This is a genomic window from Pseudomonas sp. NY15435, assembly GCF_048068295.1.
GTDB lineage: Bacteria > Pseudomonadota > Gammaproteobacteria > Pseudomonadales > Pseudomonadaceae > Pseudomonas.
The window spans coordinates 72,297-93,381 of sequence record NZ_JBLUQA010000020.1 but is presented as its reverse complement, the minus strand read 5'-3'; the positions used below and the strand labels follow the sequence as shown (position 1 = coordinate 93,381).

Here is a 21,085-nt window from a genome sequence, read left to right as displayed (position 1 = left end):
CCCGGGGCCGCGCTGGTCGGCACACGCCGTAATGGGGGGGCGGGGTGCGCGAGCACGCTCGCTCGCTCTTCGTCGGCGCGCGGTTGCCCGCGAACCGCCCAACGACGGATTACGACTCGGTAACCACTCGCCGCCGCGCGGGCGGGGCCGGCAACAGGTGGCGCACCAGCCATTTGCGCACCGGCACCACGCAGCGCTCCTGCACCACTACACAGCTGGTGACCATGAACAAGAGGAACAACGGATACAGCCAGATCGACAACTGCTGATGGGTCGCCGACTCGACGCAGAAGGCCCAGTCGGCCAGGCAATCTCCCGGTGCGCGAATCAGCTTCTCGGTGCGCGAGAACAGCGTGAACAGCGGCACGTGCAGCGCGAACAGCGACAAGGACGCCGCCCCCAGCCGAGGCGACCAGTGACGGATGAAACTGCTCCTGGGGTCGCGCGGCAAGGCGCACAGGGTCACCAGCACCAGTTGCGCCGGCAGCAGCAGGCCGTTGTGCAGCAGGAAGTACCAGAACTTGGCGCCGTGGGTGTAGAGGTAATCGGCGACCAGGAAGTTGCCCAGCACGAAGGCGCCCATCGCCACCAGCATCCCTCGCCCCGGCAGGCGTCCGGCGTCCTTGTACTCGCGAAACAGCCCGTAGGCGAGGATGCCGCCGAGGAACTCCGGCAAGCGCAGCAGCGGGTTGCGGTGCAGCAGGCCGGTCCAGGGCATGCCGTACTGCTCGTTGGCGACCACCAGAACGGGCGGGATCAGGTAGACCACCCACAACACCAGTAGCCACTTCCACTTGTTCTGCAGGCGCGCCAGGCGCGGGGCGACGAAGGGGAAGCAGAGGTAGAAGAAGAACAGCGTCGACAGCGACCAGAGCGGCGCGTTGAAGGTCAGGTAATACGGGTTCCAGGCCTGCAGCATGGTGAGCTGGAGGATGCTGTTGAACAGCAGTTCGCGGTCGCTCATCCAGTGATGGAACAGCTCCGGCTGCAGGCGGCCGATGGCCTCGTTGGTGTCGTAGATCACGAAGCGCGGCGTCGCCTGGTCCAGGTCCGGGCCTATGCCCAGCCCGCTTACCACCAGCAGCACGGCGATGGTCAGCAGGATCGAGAAGATGTGCAGCGGGTAGAGGTTGGACAGGCGTTTGGTGAAGAAGCTGCGTGGACTTTCACGCAGTTGACCATCGGTGACGTAGACGTGGCAGAGCAGGAAGCCGGAGAGCACGAAGAAGGTGCTGGTGGCGAAGAAGCCGAGGGCGGTGAGGTCATCCAGGCCGGCGAACTTCTGCTCCGCCGGGTAGCTGTGCAGCGTGTGGTAGATCACCACGTAAAGGCCCATCAGGAAGCGCAACCATTCCAGCCCGATGAAACGCTCCTTGGTTTGCTTTTCCACGCCTATCTCCTACTCGACAGACTACTCGGCAACGTCATCGGCGGCGGTCGAGAAAGTTCACCACCAGTCGGTCCAGCGAGCCCCACAATCGCTCGCGCAGGCGTTTCCACCAGGGGCGGGCGCGCCAGAAACCCAGGTCGATCTCGCGGCTCTGGGCGAAGTCGGCGGCCAGGCAGTCGGCCACCGCCGCGGTGAATTGCGGATCGAACGCTTCTACATTGGCCTCCAGATTGAACCGAAGGTTCCAATGATCGAAGTTGCATGAGCCGACACTGACCCAGTCATCGACCAGTACCATCTTCAGATGAAGGAAGCGCGGCTGGTATTCGAAGATCTTCACCCCGGCGCGCAGCAGCCCCGGGTAATAGCGCTGACCAGCGTAGCGCACGGGTGCATGGTCGGTGAGGCGGCCGGTCAGCAGCAGGCGCACGTCGACGCCGCGTTGAGCGGCCTTTCGCAAAGCGCGGCGAACCTTCCAGGTCGGCAGGAAATACGGCGTCGCCAACCAGACGCGCTGGTGCGCGCCACGCAGCGAACGCACCAGCGCCTGGAGGATGTCGCGGTGCTGGCCGGCGTCGGCATAGGCAACCCGCGCCAGGCCTTCGCCGTAGTTGGGAATCGGCGGCAGGCGGGTCAGCAGGACTTCCTCGCGCGGTTTCCACGCCCGCACGCCCAGGCAGGCATTCCATTGGCGTTCGAACAGGCGCTGCCAGTCGGCGACGATGGTGCCAGTCATTTCCACCATCACTTCGTGCCAGTCGCTGCGACTCTCCCGCGCGGACCAAAACTCATCGGTCGCACCGGTGCCGCCGACATAGGCGATGCGCTCGTCCACCAGCAGCAGCTTGCGGTGGTCGCGGTACAGGTTGCGCAGGCCGGCCTTCCAGTTCAGCGGGTTGTAGTGGCGCAGTTCGCCGCCCGCCTCCAGCAACTGGCGAGTCCAGGCGCTGGAGAGCTTCAGGCTGCCGAAGGCGTCGAACAGGCAGCGCACCTTCACGCCGCGCGCACGGGCGGCCAGCAGGCGGTCGAGCAGCGCTTCGGCGCAGCTACCGCTTTCCACCAGGTAGAGCTCCAGTTCGATCTGCCGCTCGGCGCTGTCGATGGCTTCGAACATGCGCGGGAAGAAGCGCTCGCCATCGCAGAGCAGGGCGAAACGGTTGCCCGTCCGCCAGGGGAAGATCGGCCCGCTCACCGCGAGGCGAAGATCAGCACGGCGCCCACCGGCACCGACAGGCCGATGCTCTTGAGCCCGGCCAGTTTGCGCAGCTGCGCGACGCCCGGCGCCAGGCCGAAGTCGGCGGCGTTGATCACCAGCGGCTGCAGGGTGACCACCTGGAAGCGGTGCTCATCCAGGCGGGTGATCAGCACGTCGGTACGGTAGTCCTTCGCCTGGCCGTTCAGTTCCAGGCGCAGTGGCAGGCGCGTCTCCAGTTGCACGCCGCTGGCGAGATCGGTGATGGGGCGCAGGTCGATGCGCGAAGTGATGCGCGCCTCGGGGAATTTCTCGGTATCGAACAGCTGGTCGCGCAGGCGCTCATCGCGCAGCGGGATGCCAGTGCTCAGTGAATCCATCTCGATACGCAGTTCCACCTGGCCCTGCTCCTCCACCTTGCCGTGCATCACCAGGAAGCGGTTCACCTCGGCGATATCGGCGTTCTTGGTGGTGACGAAGGTCAGCCGCGAGGACTCGTAATCGAGGTACCAGGCAGCCTGGGCGGAGGCGGCGAAGCAGGCCGCAAAGAGGAAGGCGAACAGCGAGCGCATGAAATCCCTTACATGAAAAACGGATGGATCAACGGCCAACGATAGCGGCCCGCCGTCGGCTTGCAAACCAGCCGACCGTCGAGCCCATTGGGCAGGCGCCAGCGCCAATGGTTCAGTCGGCAAGCAGCGTGGGAATCCCGGCCACCAGCGCATCGATGGCGCAGCGTATCTTCGACGGCATGTAGCGGGTCTTTGGCCACACCGCGTGGATATCCAGCGGCGGCAGGTTGCAGCGGCCCTTCACCACCACCAGTTCGCCCAGCTTCACGTGCCGCGCCAGCAGCCAGGACGGCAGGCGTGCCAGGCCGAAACCCGCGACGGCCGCGGCGGTGATGGCCTGCAGGTCGTCCATGCTCAGCTGTGGGTCGATGTCGATGCGCCTCGCCAGGCCGTCGTCGTCGCGCAGGTCCCAGGGCGAGGTGACGCCGGCGACGGAATAGCTGATGGCGGCGTGGCCGGCAAGATCGTCCAGGTCTTCAGGCATACCGCGCTCGGCGATATACGAGGGCGCCGCGCCGATACTGGTGTACTGCACGCCCAGCTTGCGCGCGGCGAGGGTGGCGCTGTCGCCCAGCGGGCCGATGCGCACGGCCAGGTCGAAGCCTTCCTCCACCAGGTCAACGCGACGGTCGGTGAACGACAGGTCGATCTTCAGCGACGGGTACTGCCGCGCCAGCGCCAGCATCAGAGGCACCACGCACAAGTGGCCGAAGGAGATCGGCACGCTGACCCGCAAGCGCCCGCGTGGCTCCATGCGCCCGCCTTCCAGCGCGGTGTGCGCAGCGTCCAGCTCGGCCAGGGCACGCACGCAGCTGTCGTAGAATACCTGGCCGTCATCGGTGAGGTTCTGGCTGCGCGTGGTCCGCTGCAGCAGCCGTACGCCAAGCCGCGCCTCTAGCCTGGCGATGGTCTTGCCCACCGCCGAGCGCGTGAGGTTCAGGCGCTCCGCCGCGAGAGCGAAGCTGCCGGCGTCCACCACCTGGACGAAGGTGGCGATGCCATCGAGTCGGTCATCCATCGCCTTTCCCCTTTGAATCCTGAAAAGACCCAATGATGGGACCAAATGGAGCCAATGGGGAACCCTGTTCTTTTCGACAATGGTGGCTCGTCCCACGGAGCCCACCCCCATGACTGCCCATCACAATCCCAGAAACCTCATCGCCCTCGCGGCGGTGTGCCTCTCCTCGATGATGTTCGGCCTGGAAATCTCCAGCGTTCCCGCCAGCCTGCCCGCCCTGGAGCGCGTGCTGCACGGCGACTTCCAGGACCTGCAATGGGTGATGAACGCCTACACCATCGCCGTCACCAGCGTGCTGATGGCCGCCGGTACGCTGGCAGATCGCTTCGGCCGCAAGCGCCTGTTCGTCATCAGCCTGGCGCTGTTTGGCGCCACGTCGCTGCTCTGCGGGCTGGCGGGCGACATGCCGACCATGATCGCCGGGCGCTTCCTGCAGGGCGCCGCTGGCGGGGTCATGCTGATCTGCCAGGTGGCCGTGTTGACCAGCCAGTTCAGCGATCCCGCCGAGCGCGTGCGCGCCTTCGCCGCCTGGGGCGTGGTGTTTGGTATCGGCCTGGGCTTCGGGCCGATCATCGGCAGCGCCATCGTCGCCCTGGCCAGCTGGCAGTGGGTGTTCCTGATCCACGGGCCGCTCGCCCTGCTCACCCTGGCGCTGGCGCAGTACGGCGCGGTGGAGTCGCGCGATCCGGACGCCGAGCGGCTGGATATCGGCGGCATGCTCACGCTGTCACTGGCGGTGCTCGGCAGCGTGTTCTACATCACCCAGGGCGCCGACATGGGCTTCGCCAGCCCCGCTGCGCTGGCGATCCTGCTGCTCAGCATCGCTTGCCTGGTCGCCTTCGTCCTCATCGAGCGTCGCGTCGACCACCCGATGTTCGACTTCTCCGTGCTGCGCATCCGCGCCTTCTCCGGTGCGATGTTCGCCTCGGCGGGCATGAACGTGAGCTTCTGGCCACTGATGATCTACTTGCCGGTCTACTACCACGGTGTACTCGGTTACGACGATGTGAAGGCCGGCTGGTCGCTGCTCGCCTACACCCTGCCAACACTGGTGGTACCGCCGGTCGCCGAGCGCCTGGCGCATCGCTTCCAGCCGGGCTGGGTGATCCCCGGCGGCATGTTCGTGATCGGCGCCGGCTTCTTCCTGATGCTCTGGGGCGCCAGCGTGGACCACGCCAGCTGGCTGACCCTGCTGCCCGGCTGCGTGCTGGCCGGCGTCGGCCTGGGGATGACCAATACCACGGTGACCAACACCTCCACCGCCGCCGTACCCGCCGGCCGCGCGGGCATGGCCTCGGGTATCGACATGAGCGCGCGGATGATTTCCCTGGCGATCAACATCGCGGTGATGGGGCTGCTCCTCCTCACCGGCGTCGCTGCCGCATTGCACGGTGTAGATGGCGGCCAGAAGCTGCAACTGGCGGCCAGTATCGCCAGCGGCCGGCTGAGTGCGGATGATCCGGATGGCGCTCGCGCGGCACTGGTTCAGGGGTTCAGTTGGGTTCTCGGCTACGGCGGGGCGAGCGCGTGGCTGTTCGCGGCAGGCAGCTTCCTGACCTTCGGCGCGCATCGCGCGGCGCGGCCTAGACTGGAGGCTGTCCAATCCTGAATGACAGGAGAGTCGCCATGAAAACCATCCTGCTGCTCACCTTCGTGATCATCGGCGCGTCCAGTTGCAGCGTGGGCTCCGGATTTCGCTTTCAGCACGAAGCGCCCGCCGTCGCGATGGAATTCGGTACCTCAGCGCTTTCATAGGCGTTTGGCTGCTGCGCGGTGAATCCGTGCAGTGCGGTTCGCGAGCAAGCTCGCTCCTACGAAGAGCAGCTGACCTGTAGGAGCGAGCTTGCTCGCGAACCCGCCCAACGCCGACCAGGCCGGCGAATCGCAGAGAAGATCGGCACCGACGAAGGTGTCGATCCACACCGATCACGGCGCCTGCTTTATCACCTGGCTGAACCCCAACACCGCAAACACCGGCACTTCGGGCGTGATCGACGGCACGTTGGCGACTTCCTTGAGCGGCTCGAGTTTCTCTTCCAGGTCGAAGTCGATCAGCTTGAGCACCAGCGGCTCCATGGTCGTCACTTCGATGCGGCTCTCACTGGGCCGGCTGACCAGCACCTCGGACTTGAGCCGGCGCTGCTGGCCGTGCAGGTCGAGGTTGAAGTCCACGGTCTCCTGGCGCGACTGGCCGACCTGCAGGTCCTCGTAGCGGCTCAGGTCCAGTTGGCTGCTGATGATCGCCTCGGGGAAGCGTTCGATCTCGAAAAAGGAATTGCGCATGCGCTCATCGCGCAGCGCCAGGCCGCTGTCGATGGACTCCAGCGGCACCACCACACGCACAGCGCCCTTGTCGTCGATCTGCCCGGAGAGGCGGTCAAAGCGCTGCACCTCCGCCATCTTGCCGCGCTTGACCGAGACGAAGCTGATCCGCGAGGTGTCGCCGTCCAGTTGCCACTCGGCCAGAGCCAGGGGGCTGGCCAGTACCAGCAACGCGCACACAGCTCCTGTTACAAAAGAATGCATCGATCCTCCGAAGCGGGTCGCCCCGCTCCGTGGAACGCGCCCGTCAGTGGTTGCCCGATTCGGGCAATTCATCCGCCTGGGGCATCAGTTGGCATCCCTCACGCACACCGAGCCAGGCGGCTGTCTGCGTACTGCCAAGGCCGCGGGCGGTTACCCGCTTGCGCGCTTCGTCGTCGAGGAAGGCGCTGGTCGGCACGTACTGCTTGGTATAGGCCCGGCAATAGTCCGCCGAGTTCCCCATAACGTAACGGCAGGAGCAGTACTCCTTGGCGGTGTAGGCGCCGATGATGCCGGGGAAGGCGGCGAGATGGATGCGGTTCTGCCAGGCCGTGGTCACCAGGGCAAGCAGCAGCAGAACGAGTGCGGTAAGGATCGGATGACGGCGGATCATGGCTGCACCTCCCCGTGGGCGAAGGCCGCCTGGGCAAGCTTGAGGAAGGCGTCGTGCTGGTAGCTGCCGTCACGGTCGTCGGCGTAACGGACAATCACCAGCTTCTGTCCAGGAATCACGTACAGCGCCTGGCCCCAGTGGCCAAGGGCAGCGAAGGTGTCCTGCGGGGCACCCGGCCAGGGCGCGGGCGCGCCCGCTACAGCGCGGTTGAGCCACCACTGGCCGCCGGGCACCGCTTCGTTGGGCTTCTTCGGATCAGGCTGGTACTCGGGGAACGGCGCGAGGACGAATTTCAGCCAGTCCTGCGGCAGCAACTGGCGCTCCTTCCAGCGTCCGCCGCGTTCCATCAGCAGGCCGATGCGCGCCAGGTCGCGGGCGGTCATGTAAGCATAGGAGGAGCCGACGAAGGTGCCGCTGGCGTCACGCTCCCAGACCGCGGACTGGATGCCCAGCGGCTCGAACAGCGCGGTCCAGGGGTAGTTCGCGTAGTCCTTGCCGACCATCTGTTTGAGCGTGGCGGCGAGCACGTTGCTGTCGCCGCTGGAGTAGCGGAAGCGCTTGCCCGGCTCGGCATCGGCGGGGAAGCCGGCGGTAAATTTCGCCATGTCGTCGCGGCCACGGGTGTAGAGCATCGCCACCACCGACGAGCGCACCGGTGCGTACTCGTACTCTTCCTGCCAGGCCAGGCCGGAAGCCCAGTGCAGCAGGTCGCGCATCTTGATCTCGGGGTGTTCGGCGAAGGCCGGGTAATGCTGGGCGACCGGGTCGTCGAGCCGGAACTTGCCCTCACCGAAGGCCACGCCGAGGACGCTGGCCATCACGCTCTTGCTCATCGACCAGGCCAGGTGCGGAGTCTCGGCGCGAGTGGGGCCGGCGTAGCGCTCGTAGATCAACTGGCCGTCGCGAATCACCACCACCGCATCGGTGCGCACGCCCTTGCGGGTGCCATCGTCACGGGTGGGAAAGGCGTAGCTTTCGAAGGCTTCGACAGCCGTGCCACTGGGCGTGGCGCCGTGGGGCCAGTCGGCCTCGGGCCAGGTTTCGGCGCCGTGGGCGTGGCTGCTCAGTAGGCAGGTGGCCAGGGCCAGCGCACGCAGCGCGGTGCGGAAGGGAGTAAAGGGCATCGGCGGGCCTCTTGTTATCAGGTCGGCCCGCACCCTAGCACGGTGAAGATGACGGATTAAGCGCCGATCGTGCCGTAATCAAGGACGATTGGCGCAATCGGTCAGCACGGAGCCTGTCAGCGTGGCACCTGGTAGTCGTCCGGCCCCATCAGGTCCATGCCGCACTGCAGGTCGGCGATCCAGTCGAGGAAGGCACCGATCATGGCCTTGCCCACAAAGGGCCGGCCGTGCTGCGGGACGATCATCTCGATATCCAGGCCGCGAACCATGTTGGCCCACAGTCGGCCGACCTTGTTCGAGGCCATGTAGCGGTGGTGGAAGCCTTCCATGTGCGGCACGTGGGCGGCGAAGTCCTGCACCGGGCTGGCGTCGTCCACCAGGGAGGCGCCCATGTCGCCGGAGAAGAGAATCTTGCTGACCGGGTCGTAGACCTGGAAGTTGCCCACCGAGTGGAGGAAGTGCGCGGGGATCATCTTCAACTGGCAACGGCCCAGTTGCACCGACTCGCCGCGGTCCGGCAGCGGGATCACGCGGTCATAGGTGGAGATACCATGGCTGATCGCCAGGTAGCTGGCCGTGAGGTGCGGCAGGAAGCGCGCCCAGAGCTTGGAGCAGATGACCTTGGCGCGGGTATGCAGTAGCCACTTGTCCAGGGCGGCGATGATGTCCGGGTCCTGGTGCGAGGCGAAGATGAAGTCCAGGTCCTGCAGCGGGAACAGCTTGGAGAGTTCCAGTGACAGCGGGGTGTAGGTCAGGTCGCCGCCCGGATCGAGCAGCAGGCGCTTGTCGTGGTCAACGATGAGGAACTGGTTGGATTGCACACCATCGCCACTGACCAGATCGTCGAAACACAGGCATTGGTGTTTACCGTCGTCGAACAGCACGATGGGTTCGCGTCGCATGAGGGGATTTCCTAAAGCAGTGGGAGGGAAAACAGTGGGTAGCCCTGCGGAAATTTCTAGGTATCTCAGAAACTTCTGTAAGGCTAACGCCCCCTCCCCGAACCCTCACTGACGTGGGTCAAGGCCTATTGCCACCCTCGCTTTCTCCAGGCGCTTGGCCCGCGCGGAGCCAGCGATGGCCAGCACGCCCTTGTCCCGTTTCCACACCGCTGCCAACTCTGCATCGCCGGACGCGAACGCGCCGTCCAGTGCAGCGGCAAGGCCTTCGAACAGGCTGAACACGCCGGCCAGTAGCAGGTGCGTTTCCGGCAGCGAAGCGGGCTGCCGGCTGACCTCCGCGCAACCGGCGAGCACGCCGGTGAGGCGCAGACTCAGTTCCGCCGGCCACTGTCGCTCCAGCGCCAGGCCATAGAGCCAGGCGCAGACCGCCGCCAGCACATGGGTGTCCTCCAGGGTGCGGAAAGGTTTGCTGTAGGCCTCCCAGCCGTCGCCGGGCAGACGCTCGCAATGGGCACCATCGAGCAGCAGGCGCGCGTGAGGAATGTCGGGCATCAGCGGCAGGGCCGGCAGCGCCTCCAGCTTCGCGCCGGGGGCGCCGGCCTGCACCACGGTCATGGCGATGCGCGGGGGCTCGCCCTCCTCCTCGTCGCGCGCAGCGACCAACCACCAGGCGGCGCTGTCCGCGGCCGTGGCGAAATCCTTGCGGCCGTGCAGCACCAGCCCTTCAAGGCGGGTCTGCAGGTCGGCCGGGCGCACGCTCTTCTTCTCGGTCACGCACAACGCGCCAAGGCTGAGCGGGGCAGCGGGCCAGAGCGCGCGCAGCGCCGCCTGGTAGCCGGCGAGGAAGGCCAGCCCCGGCGAGGTCGCCAGGCGTCCGCCGAGCACCGCCAGTTCGAAGCTGCCGGCGCAGCCTGCACGAGTAAGCAATTCGGCGTACCAGTCGTCCAGTGGCAGTCCGGACGGTAACCGCTCCTGCGGGCCGAGCAGGCATTTCCAGGGCATCGCGGCGCTCCTTCCTTCGAGGTCGTTGTTCTTGTCATACAAGCATCACCGCACCGTCATGGGCGTGACACCGGTCATTCCTAGCCTGAGCTTGCACAACAAAGCCGACCGGCCGCAACCCGCATGGCCGGTTCACGGAGGCACTCGCATGAGTCAGATCGCCCTCTCCTGTGACACCCCGGCAGAACGCCGTCTCAAGGCCGTGCGTCTGCGCGGCGCCCGCGCCCTGCGCGAAGCCCAGGCCCTGCGCTACCGCGTGTTCAGCAGCGAGTTCGATGCCCAGCTAAAGGGTGCGGACCAGGGGCTGGACATGGACGACTACGACCGCCACTGCGCCCACATCGGCGTGCGCGACCTCAACACCGGTGCGCTGGTGGCCACCACCCGCCTGCTCGACCACCGTGCCGCGCAGCGACTGGGCCGCTTCTACAGCGAAGAGGAATTCGCCCTCGACGGTCTTGGCGACCTGCAGGGCCCGGTGCTGGAAATCGGCCGCACCTGCGTTGATCCGGACTACCGCAACGGCGGCACCATCGCCGTGCTCTGGAGCGAGCTGGCCGAAGTCCTCAACGAAGGCGGCTACCGCTACCTGATGGGCTGCGCCAGCATCCCCATGCGCGATGGCGGCATCCAGGCCCGCGCCGTGATGCAGCGCCTGCGCGACCGCTATCTGTGCCAGGAAAACCTGCGCGCCGAGCCCAAGACCCCGCTGCCGCCCATGGACGTGCCGGATAACCTCACCGCCGAACTGCCGCCGCTGCTCAAGGCCTACATGCGCCTGGGCGCGAAGATCTGCGGCGAGCCCTGCTGGGACCCGGACTTCGGCGTCGCCGACGTGTTCATCCTGCTCAAGCGCGATGAGCTCTGCCCGCGCTACGCCCGCCACTTCAAGGCCGCGGTCTGATGCGCAGCCTGCGTGCCTGGCTGCGCGTCGCCCGCCTGCTGTCACTGCTGCTGGTGGGCCTTGCACTGGCCAGTTTCGTCAGCCTGCTGGAGCGCCTGCCCGGCGGCGACCGGATGCCCCTGCGCCAACGCCTGACGCGCTGGTTCCTGGCGCGTCTGTCCGGCGCCCTGCCCTTCGAACTGCAAGTGCACGGCGAACTGCCCGAGCAGCCGATGCTGTGGGTCGCCAATCATGTGTCGTGGGTGGATATTCCGCTGCTGGGCGGGCTGCTACCGCTGACCTTCCTGTCCAAGGCCGAGGTGCGCCAATGGCCGGTGGCCGGCTGGCTGGCAGAGAAGGCCGGCACGCTGTTCATTCGCCGCGGCTCGGGCGACGCAAGAATGATCAACGCACAGCTCGCCACGCACCTGTCGCGCGGCCGCTCGCTGCTGGTCTTCCCTGAAGGCACCACCACCGACGGCCAGGGCCTGCGCACCTTCCACGGTCGGTTGATGGCCAGCGCCATCGAGGCTGGCGTGCCGGTGCAACCGGTGGCGCTGCGTTATCGCCGCAACGGGCAGGCATGCGAACTGGCGCCTTTCATCGGTGACGATGATCTGGTCAGCCACCTGAAACGTCTGTTCGATCATGATCGTGGTGTGGTGGAAATCCACCTGCTGCAGGCGCTGTCCAGCGCCCATCAGGACCGCAACCTGCTGGCCCGGCAAGCGCACGCGGCAATCCACGCAGTGGTGTGTGAAGCTCAGGAAGCGTCGGCCATCGCGGCCTGACGCGAGAAAGGTTTGGAGCCCGCCGTAACCTACGGCCGGCGGGTTCCCACTCTGACGAAACAGCTTTCAAACTGCGCCGGGCGGCACCCTCGAGCCGCCCGGTGAAGCCTGAAAACAGTCTCCCGACGCCGCAGGCTCAAGCCTCCGGCGGCACGACCAGGATGTCACAATCCAGTTCGCGCAGAGCGTAGTCGGCAACACTGCCGATCAGGGCACGCTTGATTCCGCCCATACCCCGAGTACCCATGACCAGCAGATCCGGCCGATGCTTGTCGACCATCCGCTGCAACACGTTGCCCGGCAGCCCGACGGCCACCAGTTGTTCATCGATGCGTTCTTCCAGGTGACAGTCGTGGAGGAATTTCTTCAGTTCTTCCACCGCCTGGCGCGATTCGCTGCCGACAAATTCGTCGATGCGCTCCTCGCTCACCCCGGAGTACTGCATCATGCCCTTGGCCAGCGGGCTGAAGGCGTAGACGCCACGGCGCACGGCACCTTCGAGCAGCCCCAGCTCATCGGCCACTTCCACTGCGTGAGCGGACGCCGGCGAGGTGTCGAGGGCGATCAGCAGGTCACGGTACTGGCCGCCCGCAGGCTGGTTGACCACCAGCACCGGCAATTGCCCGGCGCGCAGCACTCGTTCGACCGTGGTGCCGACGAAGATGTCGCGCAGTACGCTCTTGCGGTGCGCGCCCATCACCAGCATCTCGCAATCCTGCTTCTTCGCGGCGGCGAGGATCTGCTGATTCGGGTCGCCCCGCTCCACCAGCAGCTTCGGGCAGGTGCCGCCCAGTTCGGTGAGCTCCACCAGCCGCGCCTCGAGCATCAGACGCACTTGGGTGACTTCCTGCTCGACCAGGGCTGAGGGCTGGTCTTCATCGACCACGTAGAGCACGGTCCAGGGACAGGCGTAGCGCTTGGCAAGCGCCGCCGCACGGTGCAAAGCCTTTTCGGAACGGCCAGACAGATCCGTTGCGACCATTAACGACTTCATCATGCTGCTCCTCTCGTCGTCCTTCAGATGTATCTATTGCACACGCTATGGGCCGCCGGACGGTTGACACATATCAAGTGAGGCCGGACCGTCCATCGATTTCGGCGGATTTCTGACGAAGCTCTGCAGTTCGGGATAGAACTCACGGAAGTCGTCGCTCAAGGGCTCGTACAACCGCTCCAGCTCCTCCCAGGCGCCGTCCAGCAGGGACGGTCTCGACAGGCGCCGGGACATCCCGACCACCACGTCCTGCAACACTTCGAACTCCCGATAACTGCCCAACCAGTCCTGCTCGGCCATGCGCGGTGCAATGCGCGCCAGACGCTCCGGCAGGCCGGGCGTGCGGCCCAGTACACCGTAGACCCGCTGGGTGAAGTGCTCCAGCGGCTCGCCGGAGAAACGAGCCCAGTCACGCGCCAGGCAGTGGTCGAAGAACACGTCCAGCAGCACGCCGGCCATGCGCCGGCGCTCACTGGGGAAGCGCAGCTTGGCAGTGTGTATCAAGGCATGACTGTCGGTGAAAGCGTCGATACGCCGATGCAGGCGGATACCCGCTTCGATCTCGGCGGGCCACTGGCCGGCCAGCGGGCCTTTGACGAAATCGCCATAGAGGCTGCCGAGCAGTTGGGCCGGGCGGTCGCCGCCCAGGTGGAGGTGCGCGAGGTAGTTCATGGGCAGAGAGTAGCGCGGAATCGCAGCGAACCTGTAGGACCGAGGGGGACGCCCAGTCCTTGCTCGCGAACGCTCTTTGCCCTGGTCCCGTGCGATTCGCGAGCAAGCTCGCTCCTACAAGAGCAAGGCCGGCGCGGGGGCGAGCGCATCGCGGACGGAGTCCGCCCCTACAAGTGTCCTGCCTACCTCAACCTGTAGGAGCGAGCTTGCTCGCGAACGCCTTTTGCCCCGGTGCCATGCGATTCGCGAGCAAGCTCGCTCCTACAAGAGCAGGATCGGTGCGAGGGCGAAACCATCGCGGGAAGAGTCCGCTCCTACGGCCAATATCATCGGTGTCGATCATTACTATCGCCCCAAACGAATTCATATCGTTTTTGACCGATATATAGTTCGTCTCAACGCGATATACCGATACGCCCATGACTGAACAACACAATCTCGACGTCGACGAAATCTTCAAGGCCCTGGCCCATCCGGTGCGGCGCGACATGCTGCACTGGCTCAAGGACCCGGAGCAGTTCTTCGTCGAGCAGGAACACCAATCCTTCGAGATCGGCGTCTGCGCCGGCAAGTTCGACCAGCGTACCGGTCTGTCGCAATCCACCGTTTCCGCGCATCTGGCCGCCCTCCAGCGCGCGGGTCTGGTAACCAGTCGAAAAGTCGGCCAGTGGAACTTCTTCAAACGCAATGAAGAAACCATCCAGGCCTTTGTTCGCCACCTGAGCGAAGCGCTGTAACCCGGCTACTGCCAGCCAAGACAATTTTTACTTCCAGGAGCAGGCACATGCCCACTTCGCTTCTCGTCCTCGCTTTGTCCGCGTTTGCCATCGGCACCACGGAATTCGTGATCATGGGTCTGTTGCCCGAGGTCGCGGGCGATCTTTCGGTGACCATTCCCGCCGCCGGCTGGCTGGTCAGCGGCTATGCCTTCAGCGTCGCCATCGGCGCGCCGATCATGGCCCTGCTCACCGCCCGTCTGCCGCGCAAGACTGCGCTGCTGATGCTCATGGGCATCTTCATCCTCGGCAACCTGCTCTGCGCGGTGGCCGCCAACTACGGCCTGCTGATGCTGGCGCGGATCATCACCGCCCTGTGCCATGGCGCCTTCTTCGGCATCGGCTCGGTGGTCGCCGCCAGCCTGGTGCCGGCCAACCGCAAGGCGTCCGCCGTGGCCCTGATGTTCACCGGCCTGACCCTGGCCAACGTGCTCGGCGTTCCGGCCGGCACCGCGCTGGGCCAGATCGCCGGCTGGCGCTCGCCCTTCTGGGCAGTGACGCTGATTGGCGTCTTCGCGTTGATCGGCCTGTGGAGCGTGTTGCCGAAGAAGCACGATGAAGAAGCGGTGGACATGCGCAAGGAAGTCGCCGCACTGCGCAACGGCCCGCTGTGGCTGGCGCTGGGTACCACGGTGCTGTTCTCCGCCGCCGTCTTCGCCCTGTTCACCTACGTCGCGCCGCTACTGGGCGAAGTCACCCAGGTTTCGCCGCGCGGCATCACCTGGAGCCTGGTGCTGATCGGCCTCGGCCTGACCCTGGGCAACATCCTCGGCGGCCGTCTCGCCGACTGGCGCCTGGGCACCACCCTGGCCGGTGTGTTCGCCACCATGGCAGTGGTTTCCACCGTGCTGAGCTGGACCAGCGTGTCGCTGATCCCGGCCGAAATCACCCTCTTTATCTGGGCCGCTGCCGCCTTCGCCGCCGTGCCGGCCCTGCAGGTCAACGTGGTGCGTGTCGGCGGTGCCGCACCGAACCTCGTCGCCACCCTGAACATCGGCGCCTTCAACGTCGGCAACGCCATCGGCGCCTGGGTCGGTGGCAGCGTCATCGACCATGGCCTGGGCCTGACCCGAGTGCCCCTGGCCGGCGCCGTGCTCTCCGTACTCGCGCTGATCGCGGTAATGATCGCCTTCAGCGGCAAGCCCAACCAGACGCAACCCGTCCTCGATTGAACCTCCCCCTCACGCCCCGGAGTAATGCAATGACCATGCTTTTCGATCCCATCGTCATCGGTGACCTGGAACTGCCCAACCGCATCATCATGGCCCCGCTGACCCGTTGCCGCGCCGACGAAGGCCGTGTGCCCAACGCGCTGATGGCCGAGTACTACACCCAGCGCGCCGATGCCGGCCTGATCCTCAGCGAAGCCACCTCGGTGACGCCGATGGGCGTGGGCTACCCGGACACCCCCGGCATCTGGTCCGATGACCAGGTGCGCGGCTGGACCAACATCACCAAGGCCGTGCACGCCAACGGCGGTCGCATCATGCTGCAGCTGTGGCACGTGGGCCGCATCTCCGACCCGCTGTACCTGAACGGCGAAACCCCGGTGGCGCCGAGCGCGATCAAGCCGGCCGGCCACGTCAGCCTGGTGCGTCCGATCAAGGAATTCGTCACCCCGCGCGCCCTGGAAACCGAAGAGATCGCCGACATCGTCGAGGCCTACCGCATCGGTGCCGAGAACGCCAAGGCCGCCGGTTTTGATGGCGTGGAAGTACACGGCGCCAACGGCTACCTGCTCGACCAGTTCCTGCAGAGCAGCACCAACCAGCGCACCGACCAGTACGGCGGCTCCGTCGAGAACCGCGCCCGTCTGCTGCTGGAAGTCACCGATGCCGTGATCGGCGTCTGGGGCGCCGGCCGTGTCGGGGTGCACCTGGCACCGCGCATGGACTCCCACGACATGGGCGACGCCGATCCGCTGGCCACTTTCGGCTACGTGGCTCGCGAGCTGGGCAAGCGTGGCGTGGCGTTCATCTGCACCCGCGAAAAAGCCGCTGACGACAGCATCGGCCCGAAACTGAAGGAAATCTTCGGTGGCGTTTACATCGCCAACGAGCGTTTCACCCAGGAAACCGCCAGCGAGTGGCTGGAAAGCGGCAAGGCTGACGCAGTAGCCTTCGGCATCCCGTTCATCGCCAACCCGGACCTGGTGACCCGCTTGCAGAAAGGCGCCGCCTGGAACGAACCACATCCGGAAACCTTCTACGCCAAGGGCCCGGTCGGCTATCTGGATTACCCGCGCCTGTAAGGGTCGGTTTCAGCGCCAACGAAAAGGGGCGCCTTCATTTGAGGGCGCCCTTTTCATTGTCAGCGCCAGGCAACAACCTTGCGTAGGAGCGGACTCCGTCCGCGATCGATTACCGACAGCTCCGAGTAGGCCTGTAGCACATCGCGGACAGAGTCCGCTCCTACAACGGTCCACCCGGAGCGGCGGTTCGCGAGCAAGCTCGCTCCTACGAAGAGCTGATCCAGTGCAAAGGAGTGGCTCTATCATGACGGGAAAGGCGATACCCCGTCGTCGCACACCGTGTTGTCTCCGCGCAGCCCTTGCAGCTCCCGCAGGTCGCCGGCTCGGGTGCGATTTTTTCCACCACGCCCATCGCCAGCAGCCGCTCCAGCAATGCTTCGAGCAGAGCCTTCGAAGCGCCGAGGCGTTGGGCCAGCGTCGGCACATCCGCCTCGCCCATCTCACCCAGCAGGTTGCGCACCGCGATTGCCGTGGCCATCAGTGGCAGCTCCCCGCCGGGGCCGCGCGCAATTCGCGCTCGCCGTCCAGCTCCAGGCCGCGCCGACCGACCCAGCGCAGGATCAGGAACAGCACCAAGTTGAACACCAGCACCACGCCGATCGTCACGGCGCTGTACTGCGGATGCTCGGCGAAGCTGAATACCTGATAGCAGAGGGTTGCCAGCGAATACGCGACGTTCAGACCCCAGAGCACAGCGAAGGTCATCCAGCCGCGGCCGCTTTCGCGGGTCAGCGCGCCAAGGGTCGCCACGCAGGGCACGTAGAGCAGCACGAACACCAGGTAGCTGTAGGCGGCCAGCGGGCTGCCGAACTTGGCGGCGAAGGTGCCCATGGAGCCCTCTTCCATCTCGCCGTCGGCCATGCTCGCGGCCACCGGGTTGGCCAGCACGCTGAGGCTGAAGGCATCGCGCAGGCCATCCAGCGTATCCGCGCCGGCCTGTTTCAGTTGGCCCCAGAGATCGTACGCATCGGCATCGAAGGCCTCGCCCTGGATGTGTTCGGCGGTGTACAGGGTGTTGAGGGTGCCGACCACCACTTCCTTGGCCAGCGCGCCGGTCACCAGGCCGACAGTGGCCTGCCAGTTGTCCTCGTGCACGCCCATGGGTTTGAGCAGCGGCGTAACCTTGTGACTGAGACTGGAAAGGGCCGAATCGGCGATGTCGCCTTGTACCGGGCGACCGTCGAGGGTGACGCTGTTGAGGCCGCCGATCACCAGGCTGACCAGGATGATCACCGTCCCCGCGCGGACGATGAAGGCGCGCAGGCGCATCCAGGTCTGCAGCAGCAGGCTGCGCAGGTGCGGCACGTGGTACAGCGGCAGCTCCATGACAAAGGGCGAGGCTTCGCCACGCATCAGCGTGTGCTTGAGCAGCAGCCCGGTCAGCACCGCCACGACTATGCCCAGCAGGTACAGCGAGAAGATTGCCAGCGCACCGTTCTGACCGAAGAAAGCGGCGGCGAACACGGCGAAGATCGCCAGCCGCGCACCGCACGACATGAACGGCGCCATCATCGAGGTCATCAGCCGCTCGCGCGGGTTGTCCAGGGTGCGGGTGCCCATGATCGACGGCACATTGCAGCCGAAGCCGACGATCAGCGGCACGAAGGATTTGCCCGGCAGGCCGAGGGCCTGCATCAGGCGGTCCATGACAAAGGCCGCGCGGGCCATGTAGCCGGAGTCTTCGAGCAGGGCGAGGAACAGGTACATCAGGCCGATCTGCGGGATCAGCGGCAGCACCGCGTTGATGCCGCCGCCCAGCCCCTGGGCCAGCAGCGCGGTCAGCCAGTCCGGCGCACCGCTGCGAGCACCCAGCCACTGGATGCCATCGATGAACAGCGCCGAGGAGCCCTGGTCGAAGATCGGCTGCAGCGCACCGCCCAGGGTAATGGCGAAGAAGAACATCAGGTACATCACGAACAGGAACACCGGAATGCCCAGCCAGCGGTTCAGCGCAATGCTGTCCAGCATCTGGGTCAGGCGATGCGGTGCGGCCTGTCGATGGTTGCTGGCGCGCTCGCAGAGTTCGCCGATCAGCCGGTAGCGCGCGTCCACCAGCAGCAGTTCCGGGTCTTCGCCGCAGGCGCAGCGGATTGCGTCACGGGCGGCCAGCAGGCTCGCCGGGTCGAGCTTGAGTTGACGGGCACTGTGCAGGTCACCTTCCAGCGCCAGCAGTGCCATCCAGGCCAGTGTTGGCGGCGCATCGGCGGGCAGCAATTGGCTGACGGCGTTGCGCAGCGCAGCGGGATACGGCACCTGTAGCGGAGGCTGCGCCGTCACGGCATCGATAGCCTGCTTGAGCTCGTCGATGCCTTCGCCACGGGTCGATACCAGCGGTACCACCGGGCAGCCCAGCTCCCGCGCCAATGCGTCGCGGTCGATGTTCAGTCCCTGGGTACGGGCGATATCGAGCATGTTCAGCGCGACCACGCAGGGCAGCCCCATCTCGCGCAATTGCACAGTGAGGTAGAGGTTGCGTTCCAGATTGGTGGCGTCGACCACGTTGACCAGCACGTCGACCTCGCCATCGACGATGCAGCGCCGGGCAATCTGCTCGTCCAGCGAGGCCTGGGTCGACAGCGTGGTCAGCGAGTAGGTGCCGGGCAGGTCCACCAGGCGCACGTTGTGGAGCGCCGTGCGGAAGGTCCCCTCCTTTCGTTCGACGGTGACGCCAGCCCAGTTGCCGACGCGCTGGCGAGAACCGGTGAGCTGGTTGAACAGGGTGGTCTTGCCCGCGTTGGGATTGCCGATCAGGCCGATGCGCAGCTCTATCATGGTGAATCAGTCCTGCGCTTCAAGCTGGAGGAACGCCAGGTCGCGGCGACGCAACACCAGGCTGCACTGGCGGGTATCCACCTGCACTGGATCACCCAGCGGCGCTACGCGACGCACCTTCAGTTCGGCGCCCGGCAACAATCCCATGGAGAACAGCCGCTGGCGGAAGGCGGCGCCGATCCCGGGCCGGTAACCCGCGATGCGGTACCGGCGTTGCGCTTGAAGATCGTGCATGGGAAGCCTCCGGGCGAATGATCGAACAAGGAGAGAATCAGAATGACTCTCATTTGTTAGCGATTATTCGCCTCGAAGCCGCCCGTGAAACTGATTCAAGACAAGAATTGCCGTTACTACCCCAAAAGAGGGATGGCCAGAAAAAAGCCCCCGGACCTGTCGGCGCGGGGGCTCTTCTTCGGCAGGGCAATCAGCGGGTGCTGATCTGCTGCTGGAGGTTCTGCATCTGCTGCTGCAGGGTGTTGATGTTGCGCATCACCTGGATGCGGAACACGTCGAACTCCTTGGTATCGCTGCTGGCCTGACCCTGGCGGCCGTCGACTTCGGAGCGCAACACAAACAGATCGTCCTGGATGCTCTTGATCGCCTTGGCCTGGCTGCCGTCCTTCTTCAGGTTGGCGATTTCCGTGTTGAGCGCCTGGATCTGCTGGTTGGCGGCGGCCAGGTCGGTCTGCAGGTTCTTGTACTTGGCCTGTTCGTCGGTGATGGACTTGAGCTTGACGTCGAGCTGCGACATCAGCAGCGCGGCGCTTTCCTGCTGGGCCTTGAGGTCGGCGCTGACCTGCGCCAGGCGTTTGCCCTGGGCGCCGTCGAACTCCGACAGGGAGGTCTGCTGCGCCTTGGCCTGCTCGACCAGGCGGCCCTGCAGTTGCTTGACCTGCAGCTTCAGGGCTTCACGGTCGGTCATGCCGTTGGACTCATTGGCGACGAACTTGCCGCGGATGTCATCCAGGCGACCGGCGGCTTCTTCGCTGATCTTGGCGAAGCTTTCCTGGGTGGCGATCAGTTGCTGTTCCATGAGCATCAATTGCTGGTGGCTCCACCAGCCGACGCCCGCCAGGGCAATTGCCATGGCTGCAACCAGAGCCCACAGCGCGCCGGTACCGCCGCCGCGTTTCACCGGCTGGGGCAGCGGACGACCGTTGGGCTCGACCACGCGGCGCGGGTGATGACCGAACTCATCGCGGTCGGCAGCGTCGGTGGAAAGATGGGGCACATCATCGAATTCGTCGAACGTGTCATTACGCATGGAATGAACCTGTGGGGATAAAGCGGCGTGTTGCCTGCGCTGGGCGCAGTATATCTGTTCGCATGACTCTGGGAGCAGCGTGCCATCACAGGGCGTCACGCACCTCGTCGGCGCACAGAAGACCCGTGACGGAGGTCGCAGTTCCCTACGCAGCCCACCAATAGTGGCTTTGCGATATCGTGGCACGCCGCTTGCTCCCGCTCCCAGTACTTGGCGCCGCTTTGGCGCCCTTCGCGGGGGAGGAAGTCGGGTGATCGAACTCAACAAGGCCATCCTGGATTGCATGCGCGAACTGCGCCGCCGTCTGCGTGAAGAACAGGCACTGGAGATCCAGTACCAGCAGAGCGACGCCATCGAACGGATGCTGCGCGCCTGCGCGGAGTCCATTTGCGAGGAGACCCGCCAGATGGGCGAACGTCTCAGCCAGCTGAGCGGCGTACAACTGCCGCGCGTGGTGCAGGAGCCGAGTTTCCTGCCGATGCAGGGCGGCGGCGACCAGCAGTATTCCGGGCCGTTGCGTGGTGGTGCCCGCGCGCCGCGCTGAGCTTGCTGCGTGTAGGAGCGA

General features: G+C 65.7%; 23 protein-coding genes. 8 read left to right on the top strand and 15 right to left on the bottom strand.

Annotated elements, in window-relative coordinates:
* Positions 1 to 109 precede the first annotated feature (109 nt).
* The 4 genes from ACNFH5_RS29710 to ACNFH5_RS29695 form a co-directional block, all read right to left on the bottom strand.
* The gene (locus tag ACNFH5_RS29710; protein ID WP_416752391.1) at positions 110 to 1,390 is read right to left on the bottom strand and encodes an acyltransferase family protein; all 1,281 of its coding nucleotides are present in this window, start codon (positions 1,388 to 1,390) and stop codon (positions 110 to 112) included.
* Positions 1,391 to 1,424: 34 nt separating this feature from the next.
* Positions 1,425 to 2,582 (bottom strand): phospholipase D-like domain-containing protein, encoded by a 1,158-nt coding sequence (locus ACNFH5_RS29705; RefSeq protein WP_416752389.1) that lies wholly within the window; start codon positions 2,580 to 2,582, stop codon positions 1,425 to 1,427.
* Positions 2,579 to 3,154 (bottom strand): YceI family protein, encoded by a 576-nt coding sequence (locus ACNFH5_RS29700; RefSeq protein WP_416752387.1) that lies wholly within the window; start codon positions 3,152 to 3,154, stop codon positions 2,579 to 2,581. Before ACNFH5_RS29700 ends, ACNFH5_RS29705 begins: the two co-directional genes overlap by 4 nt.
* Before the next feature lie 112 nt (positions 3,155 to 3,266).
* Positions 3,267 to 4,172: a LysR family transcriptional regulator gene (locus ACNFH5_RS29695; RefSeq protein ID WP_416752385.1), complete on the bottom strand. Its 906-nt coding sequence runs from the start codon at positions 4,170 to 4,172 to the stop codon at positions 3,267 to 3,269.
* Between the two features lie 109 nt (positions 4,173 to 4,281).
* On the opposite strand from ACNFH5_RS29695, the gene ACNFH5_RS29690 reads away from it, so the two are divergent.
* Positions 4,282 to 5,781: an MFS transporter gene (locus ACNFH5_RS29690; RefSeq protein WP_416752383.1), complete on the top strand. Its 1,500-nt coding sequence runs from the start codon at positions 4,282 to 4,284 to the stop codon at positions 5,779 to 5,781.
* 17 nt (positions 5,782 to 5,798) lie between these two features.
* The gene (locus ACNFH5_RS29685; protein WP_416752381.1) at positions 5,799 to 5,927 is read left to right on the top strand and encodes a hypothetical protein; all 129 of its coding nucleotides are present in this window, start codon (positions 5,799 to 5,801) and stop codon (positions 5,925 to 5,927) included.
* A gap of 171 nt (positions 5,928 to 6,098) precedes the next feature.
* Here ACNFH5_RS29685 and ACNFH5_RS29680 read toward each other — a convergent pair whose 3' ends face one another.
* The 5 genes from ACNFH5_RS29680 to ACNFH5_RS29660 all read right to left on the bottom strand — a co-directional run bounded on the left by ACNFH5_RS29680 (position 6,099) and on the right by ACNFH5_RS29660 (position 10,117).
* Positions 6,099 to 6,698: a YceI family protein gene (locus tag ACNFH5_RS29680; protein ID WP_416752380.1), complete on the bottom strand. Its 600-nt coding sequence runs from the start codon at positions 6,696 to 6,698 to the stop codon at positions 6,099 to 6,101.
* Between the two features lie 43 nt (positions 6,699 to 6,741).
* Complete coding sequence (locus tag ACNFH5_RS29675; RefSeq protein ID WP_416752378.1) at positions 6,742 to 7,089, bottom strand: amidase; 348 nt, start codon at positions 7,087 to 7,089, stop codon at positions 6,742 to 6,744.
* The gene (locus ACNFH5_RS29670) at positions 7,086 to 8,213 is read right to left on the bottom strand and encodes a serine hydrolase domain-containing protein (RefSeq protein WP_416752376.1); all 1,128 of its coding nucleotides are present in this window, start codon (positions 8,211 to 8,213) and stop codon (positions 7,086 to 7,088) included. Before ACNFH5_RS29670 ends, ACNFH5_RS29675 begins: the two co-directional genes overlap by 4 nt.
* Positions 8,214 to 8,329: 116 nt before the next feature.
* Complete coding sequence (locus tag ACNFH5_RS29665; protein WP_416752374.1) at positions 8,330 to 9,115, bottom strand: MBL fold metallo-hydrolase; 786 nt, start codon at positions 9,113 to 9,115, stop codon at positions 8,330 to 8,332.
* A gap of 105 nt (positions 9,116 to 9,220) precedes the next feature.
* Positions 9,221 to 10,117 (bottom strand): acyl-CoA dehydrogenase, encoded by an 897-nt coding sequence (locus ACNFH5_RS29660; RefSeq protein ID WP_416752372.1) that lies wholly within the window; start codon positions 10,115 to 10,117, stop codon positions 9,221 to 9,223.
* 148 nt (positions 10,118 to 10,265) lie between these two features.
* On the opposite strand from ACNFH5_RS29660, the gene olsB reads away from it, so the two are divergent.
* Positions 10,266 to 11,021 carry an L-ornithine N(alpha)-acyltransferase gene (olsB, locus tag ACNFH5_RS29655; protein ID WP_416752370.1) on the top strand — a complete coding sequence of 252 codons (756 nt, stop codon included), beginning with the start codon at positions 10,266 to 10,268 and terminating at the stop codon, positions 11,019 to 11,021.
* Entirely contained in the window at positions 11,021 to 11,791 is a 771-nt protein-coding gene (locus tag ACNFH5_RS29650; protein WP_416752368.1) for a lysophospholipid acyltransferase family protein, read from the top strand. The genes olsB and ACNFH5_RS29650 overlap by 1 nt, the downstream gene beginning before the upstream one ends.
* Before the next feature lie 136 nt (positions 11,792 to 11,927).
* On the opposite strand, the gene ACNFH5_RS29645 is transcribed toward ACNFH5_RS29650, so the two are convergent.
* Both ACNFH5_RS29645 and ACNFH5_RS29640 read right to left on the bottom strand, forming a co-directional pair.
* Positions 11,928 to 12,788, bottom strand: coding sequence for a universal stress protein (locus ACNFH5_RS29645; protein WP_416752366.1), 861 nt, complete (start codon positions 12,786 to 12,788; stop codon positions 11,928 to 11,930).
* A gap of 42 nt (positions 12,789 to 12,830) precedes the next feature.
* Complete coding sequence (locus tag ACNFH5_RS29640) at positions 12,831 to 13,457, bottom strand: ACP phosphodiesterase (protein ID WP_416752364.1); 627 nt, start codon at positions 13,455 to 13,457, stop codon at positions 12,831 to 12,833.
* 419 nt (positions 13,458 to 13,876) lie between these two features.
* Here ACNFH5_RS29640 and ACNFH5_RS29635 point away from each other — a divergent pair, with 419 nt between their 5' ends.
* Genes ACNFH5_RS29635 through ACNFH5_RS29625 form a run of 3 tightly spaced genes read left to right on the top strand, consistent with a single transcriptional unit; the run spans position 13,877 to position 16,484 of the window.
* A complete protein-coding gene (locus ACNFH5_RS29635; RefSeq protein WP_416752362.1) occupies positions 13,877 to 14,194 on the top strand; it encodes an ArsR/SmtB family transcription factor in 318 nt (105 codons plus the stop codon).
* Positions 14,195 to 14,241: 47 nt separating this feature from the next.
* On the top strand, positions 14,242 to 15,405 hold the full coding sequence (locus tag ACNFH5_RS29630; protein ID WP_416752360.1) for an MFS transporter: 1,164 nt from the start codon (positions 14,242 to 14,244) through the stop codon (positions 15,403 to 15,405).
* Positions 15,406 to 15,434: 29 nt separating this feature from the next.
* On the top strand, positions 15,435 to 16,484 hold the full coding sequence (locus ACNFH5_RS29625) for an alkene reductase (RefSeq protein ID WP_416752358.1): 1,050 nt from the start codon (positions 15,435 to 15,437) through the stop codon (positions 16,482 to 16,484).
* 205 nt (positions 16,485 to 16,689) lie between these two features.
* Here the strand turns inward: ACNFH5_RS29625 and ACNFH5_RS29620 are convergent, their stop codons facing one another.
* From ACNFH5_RS29620 to ACNFH5_RS29605, 4 genes are all read right to left on the bottom strand, one after another.
* Positions 16,690 to 16,962 carry a FeoC-like transcriptional regulator gene (locus ACNFH5_RS29620; protein ID WP_416752356.1) on the bottom strand — a complete coding sequence of 91 codons (273 nt, stop codon included), beginning with the start codon at positions 16,960 to 16,962 and terminating at the stop codon, positions 16,690 to 16,692.
* Complete coding sequence (feoB, locus tag ACNFH5_RS29615; RefSeq protein WP_416752354.1) at positions 16,962 to 19,256, bottom strand: Fe(2+) transporter permease subunit FeoB; 2,295 nt, start codon at positions 19,254 to 19,256, stop codon at positions 16,962 to 16,964. The genes ACNFH5_RS29620 and feoB overlap by 1 nt, the downstream gene beginning before the upstream one ends.
* Positions 19,257 to 19,262: 6 nt before the next feature.
* On the bottom strand, positions 19,263 to 19,490 hold the full coding sequence (feoA, locus tag ACNFH5_RS29610; RefSeq protein ID WP_024762599.1) for a ferrous iron transporter A: 228 nt from the start codon (positions 19,488 to 19,490) through the stop codon (positions 19,263 to 19,265).
* Between the two features lie 190 nt (positions 19,491 to 19,680).
* Positions 19,681 to 20,520 (bottom strand): ATPase, encoded by an 840-nt coding sequence (locus ACNFH5_RS29605; protein WP_416752352.1) that lies wholly within the window; start codon positions 20,518 to 20,520, stop codon positions 19,681 to 19,683.
* A gap of 253 nt (positions 20,521 to 20,773) precedes the next feature.
* On the opposite strand from ACNFH5_RS29605, the gene ACNFH5_RS29600 reads away from it, so the two are divergent.
* A complete protein-coding gene (locus ACNFH5_RS29600) occupies positions 20,774 to 21,064 on the top strand; it encodes a hypothetical protein (RefSeq protein ID WP_416752395.1) in 291 nt (96 codons plus the stop codon).
* The last annotated feature ends 21 nt before the right edge of the window (positions 21,065 to 21,085 follow it).

What these genes read in the sequence shown, in the direction of transcription:
- ACNFH5_RS29700 (WP_416752387.1), bottom strand. Translation starts at nt 3,154, where the DNA reads ATGCGCTCGCTGTTCGCCTTCCTCTTTGCGGCCTGCTTCGCCGCCTCC.
- ACNFH5_RS29685 (WP_416752381.1), top strand. Translation starts at nt 5,799, where the DNA reads ATGAAAACCATCCTGCTGCTCACCTTCGTGATCATCGGCGCGTCCAGT.
- ACNFH5_RS29635 (WP_416752362.1), top strand. Translation starts at nt 13,877, where the DNA reads ATGACTGAACAACACAATCTCGACGTCGACGAAATCTTCAAGGCCCTG.
- ACNFH5_RS29660 (WP_416752372.1), bottom strand. Translation starts at nt 10,117, where the DNA reads ATGCCCTGGAAATGCCTGCTCGGCCCGCAGGAGCGGTTACCGTCCGGA.
- ACNFH5_RS29680 (WP_416752380.1), bottom strand. Translation starts at nt 6,698, where the DNA reads ATGCATTCTTTTGTAACAGGAGCTGTGTGCGCGTTGCTGGTACTGGCC.
- ACNFH5_RS29630 (WP_416752360.1), top strand. Translation starts at nt 14,242, where the DNA reads ATGCCCACTTCGCTTCTCGTCCTCGCTTTGTCCGCGTTTGCCATCGGC.
- ACNFH5_RS29605 (WP_416752352.1), bottom strand. Translation starts at nt 20,520, where the DNA reads ATGCGTAATGACACGTTCGACGAATTCGATGATGTGCCCCATCTTTCC.
- ACNFH5_RS29645 (WP_416752366.1), bottom strand. Translation starts at nt 12,788, where the DNA reads ATGATGAAGTCGTTAATGGTCGCAACGGATCTGTCTGGCCGTTCCGAA.
- ACNFH5_RS29665 (WP_416752374.1), bottom strand. Translation starts at nt 9,115, where the DNA reads ATGCGACGCGAACCCATCGTGCTGTTCGACGACGGTAAACACCAATGC.
- feoA (WP_024762599.1), bottom strand. Translation starts at nt 19,490, where the DNA reads ATGCACGATCTTCAAGCGCAACGCCGGTACCGCATCGCGGGTTACCGG.
- ACNFH5_RS29670 (WP_416752376.1), bottom strand. Translation starts at nt 8,213, where the DNA reads ATGCCCTTTACTCCCTTCCGCACCGCGCTGCGTGCGCTGGCCCTGGCC.
- olsB (WP_416752370.1), top strand. Translation starts at nt 10,266, where the DNA reads ATGAGTCAGATCGCCCTCTCCTGTGACACCCCGGCAGAACGCCGTCTC.
- ACNFH5_RS29620 (WP_416752356.1), bottom strand. Translation starts at nt 16,962, where the DNA reads ATGGCCACGGCAATCGCGGTGCGCAACCTGCTGGGTGAGATGGGCGAG.
- ACNFH5_RS29695 (WP_416752385.1), bottom strand. Translation starts at nt 4,172, where the DNA reads ATGGATGACCGACTCGATGGCATCGCCACCTTCGTCCAGGTGGTGGAC.
- ACNFH5_RS29640 (WP_416752364.1), bottom strand. Translation starts at nt 13,457, where the DNA reads ATGAACTACCTCGCGCACCTCCACCTGGGCGGCGACCGCCCGGCCCAA.
- ACNFH5_RS29650 (WP_416752368.1), top strand. Translation starts at nt 11,021, where the DNA reads ATGCGCAGCCTGCGTGCCTGGCTGCGCGTCGCCCGCCTGCTGTCACTG.
- feoB (WP_416752354.1), bottom strand. Translation starts at nt 19,256, where the DNA reads ATGATAGAGCTGCGCATCGGCCTGATCGGCAATCCCAACGCGGGCAAG.
- ACNFH5_RS29690 (WP_416752383.1), top strand. Translation starts at nt 4,282, where the DNA reads ATGACTGCCCATCACAATCCCAGAAACCTCATCGCCCTCGCGGCGGTG.
- ACNFH5_RS29625 (WP_416752358.1), top strand. Translation starts at nt 15,435, where the DNA reads ATGACCATGCTTTTCGATCCCATCGTCATCGGTGACCTGGAACTGCCC.
- ACNFH5_RS29675 (WP_416752378.1), bottom strand. Translation starts at nt 7,089, where the DNA reads ATGATCCGCCGTCATCCGATCCTTACCGCACTCGTTCTGCTGCTGCTT.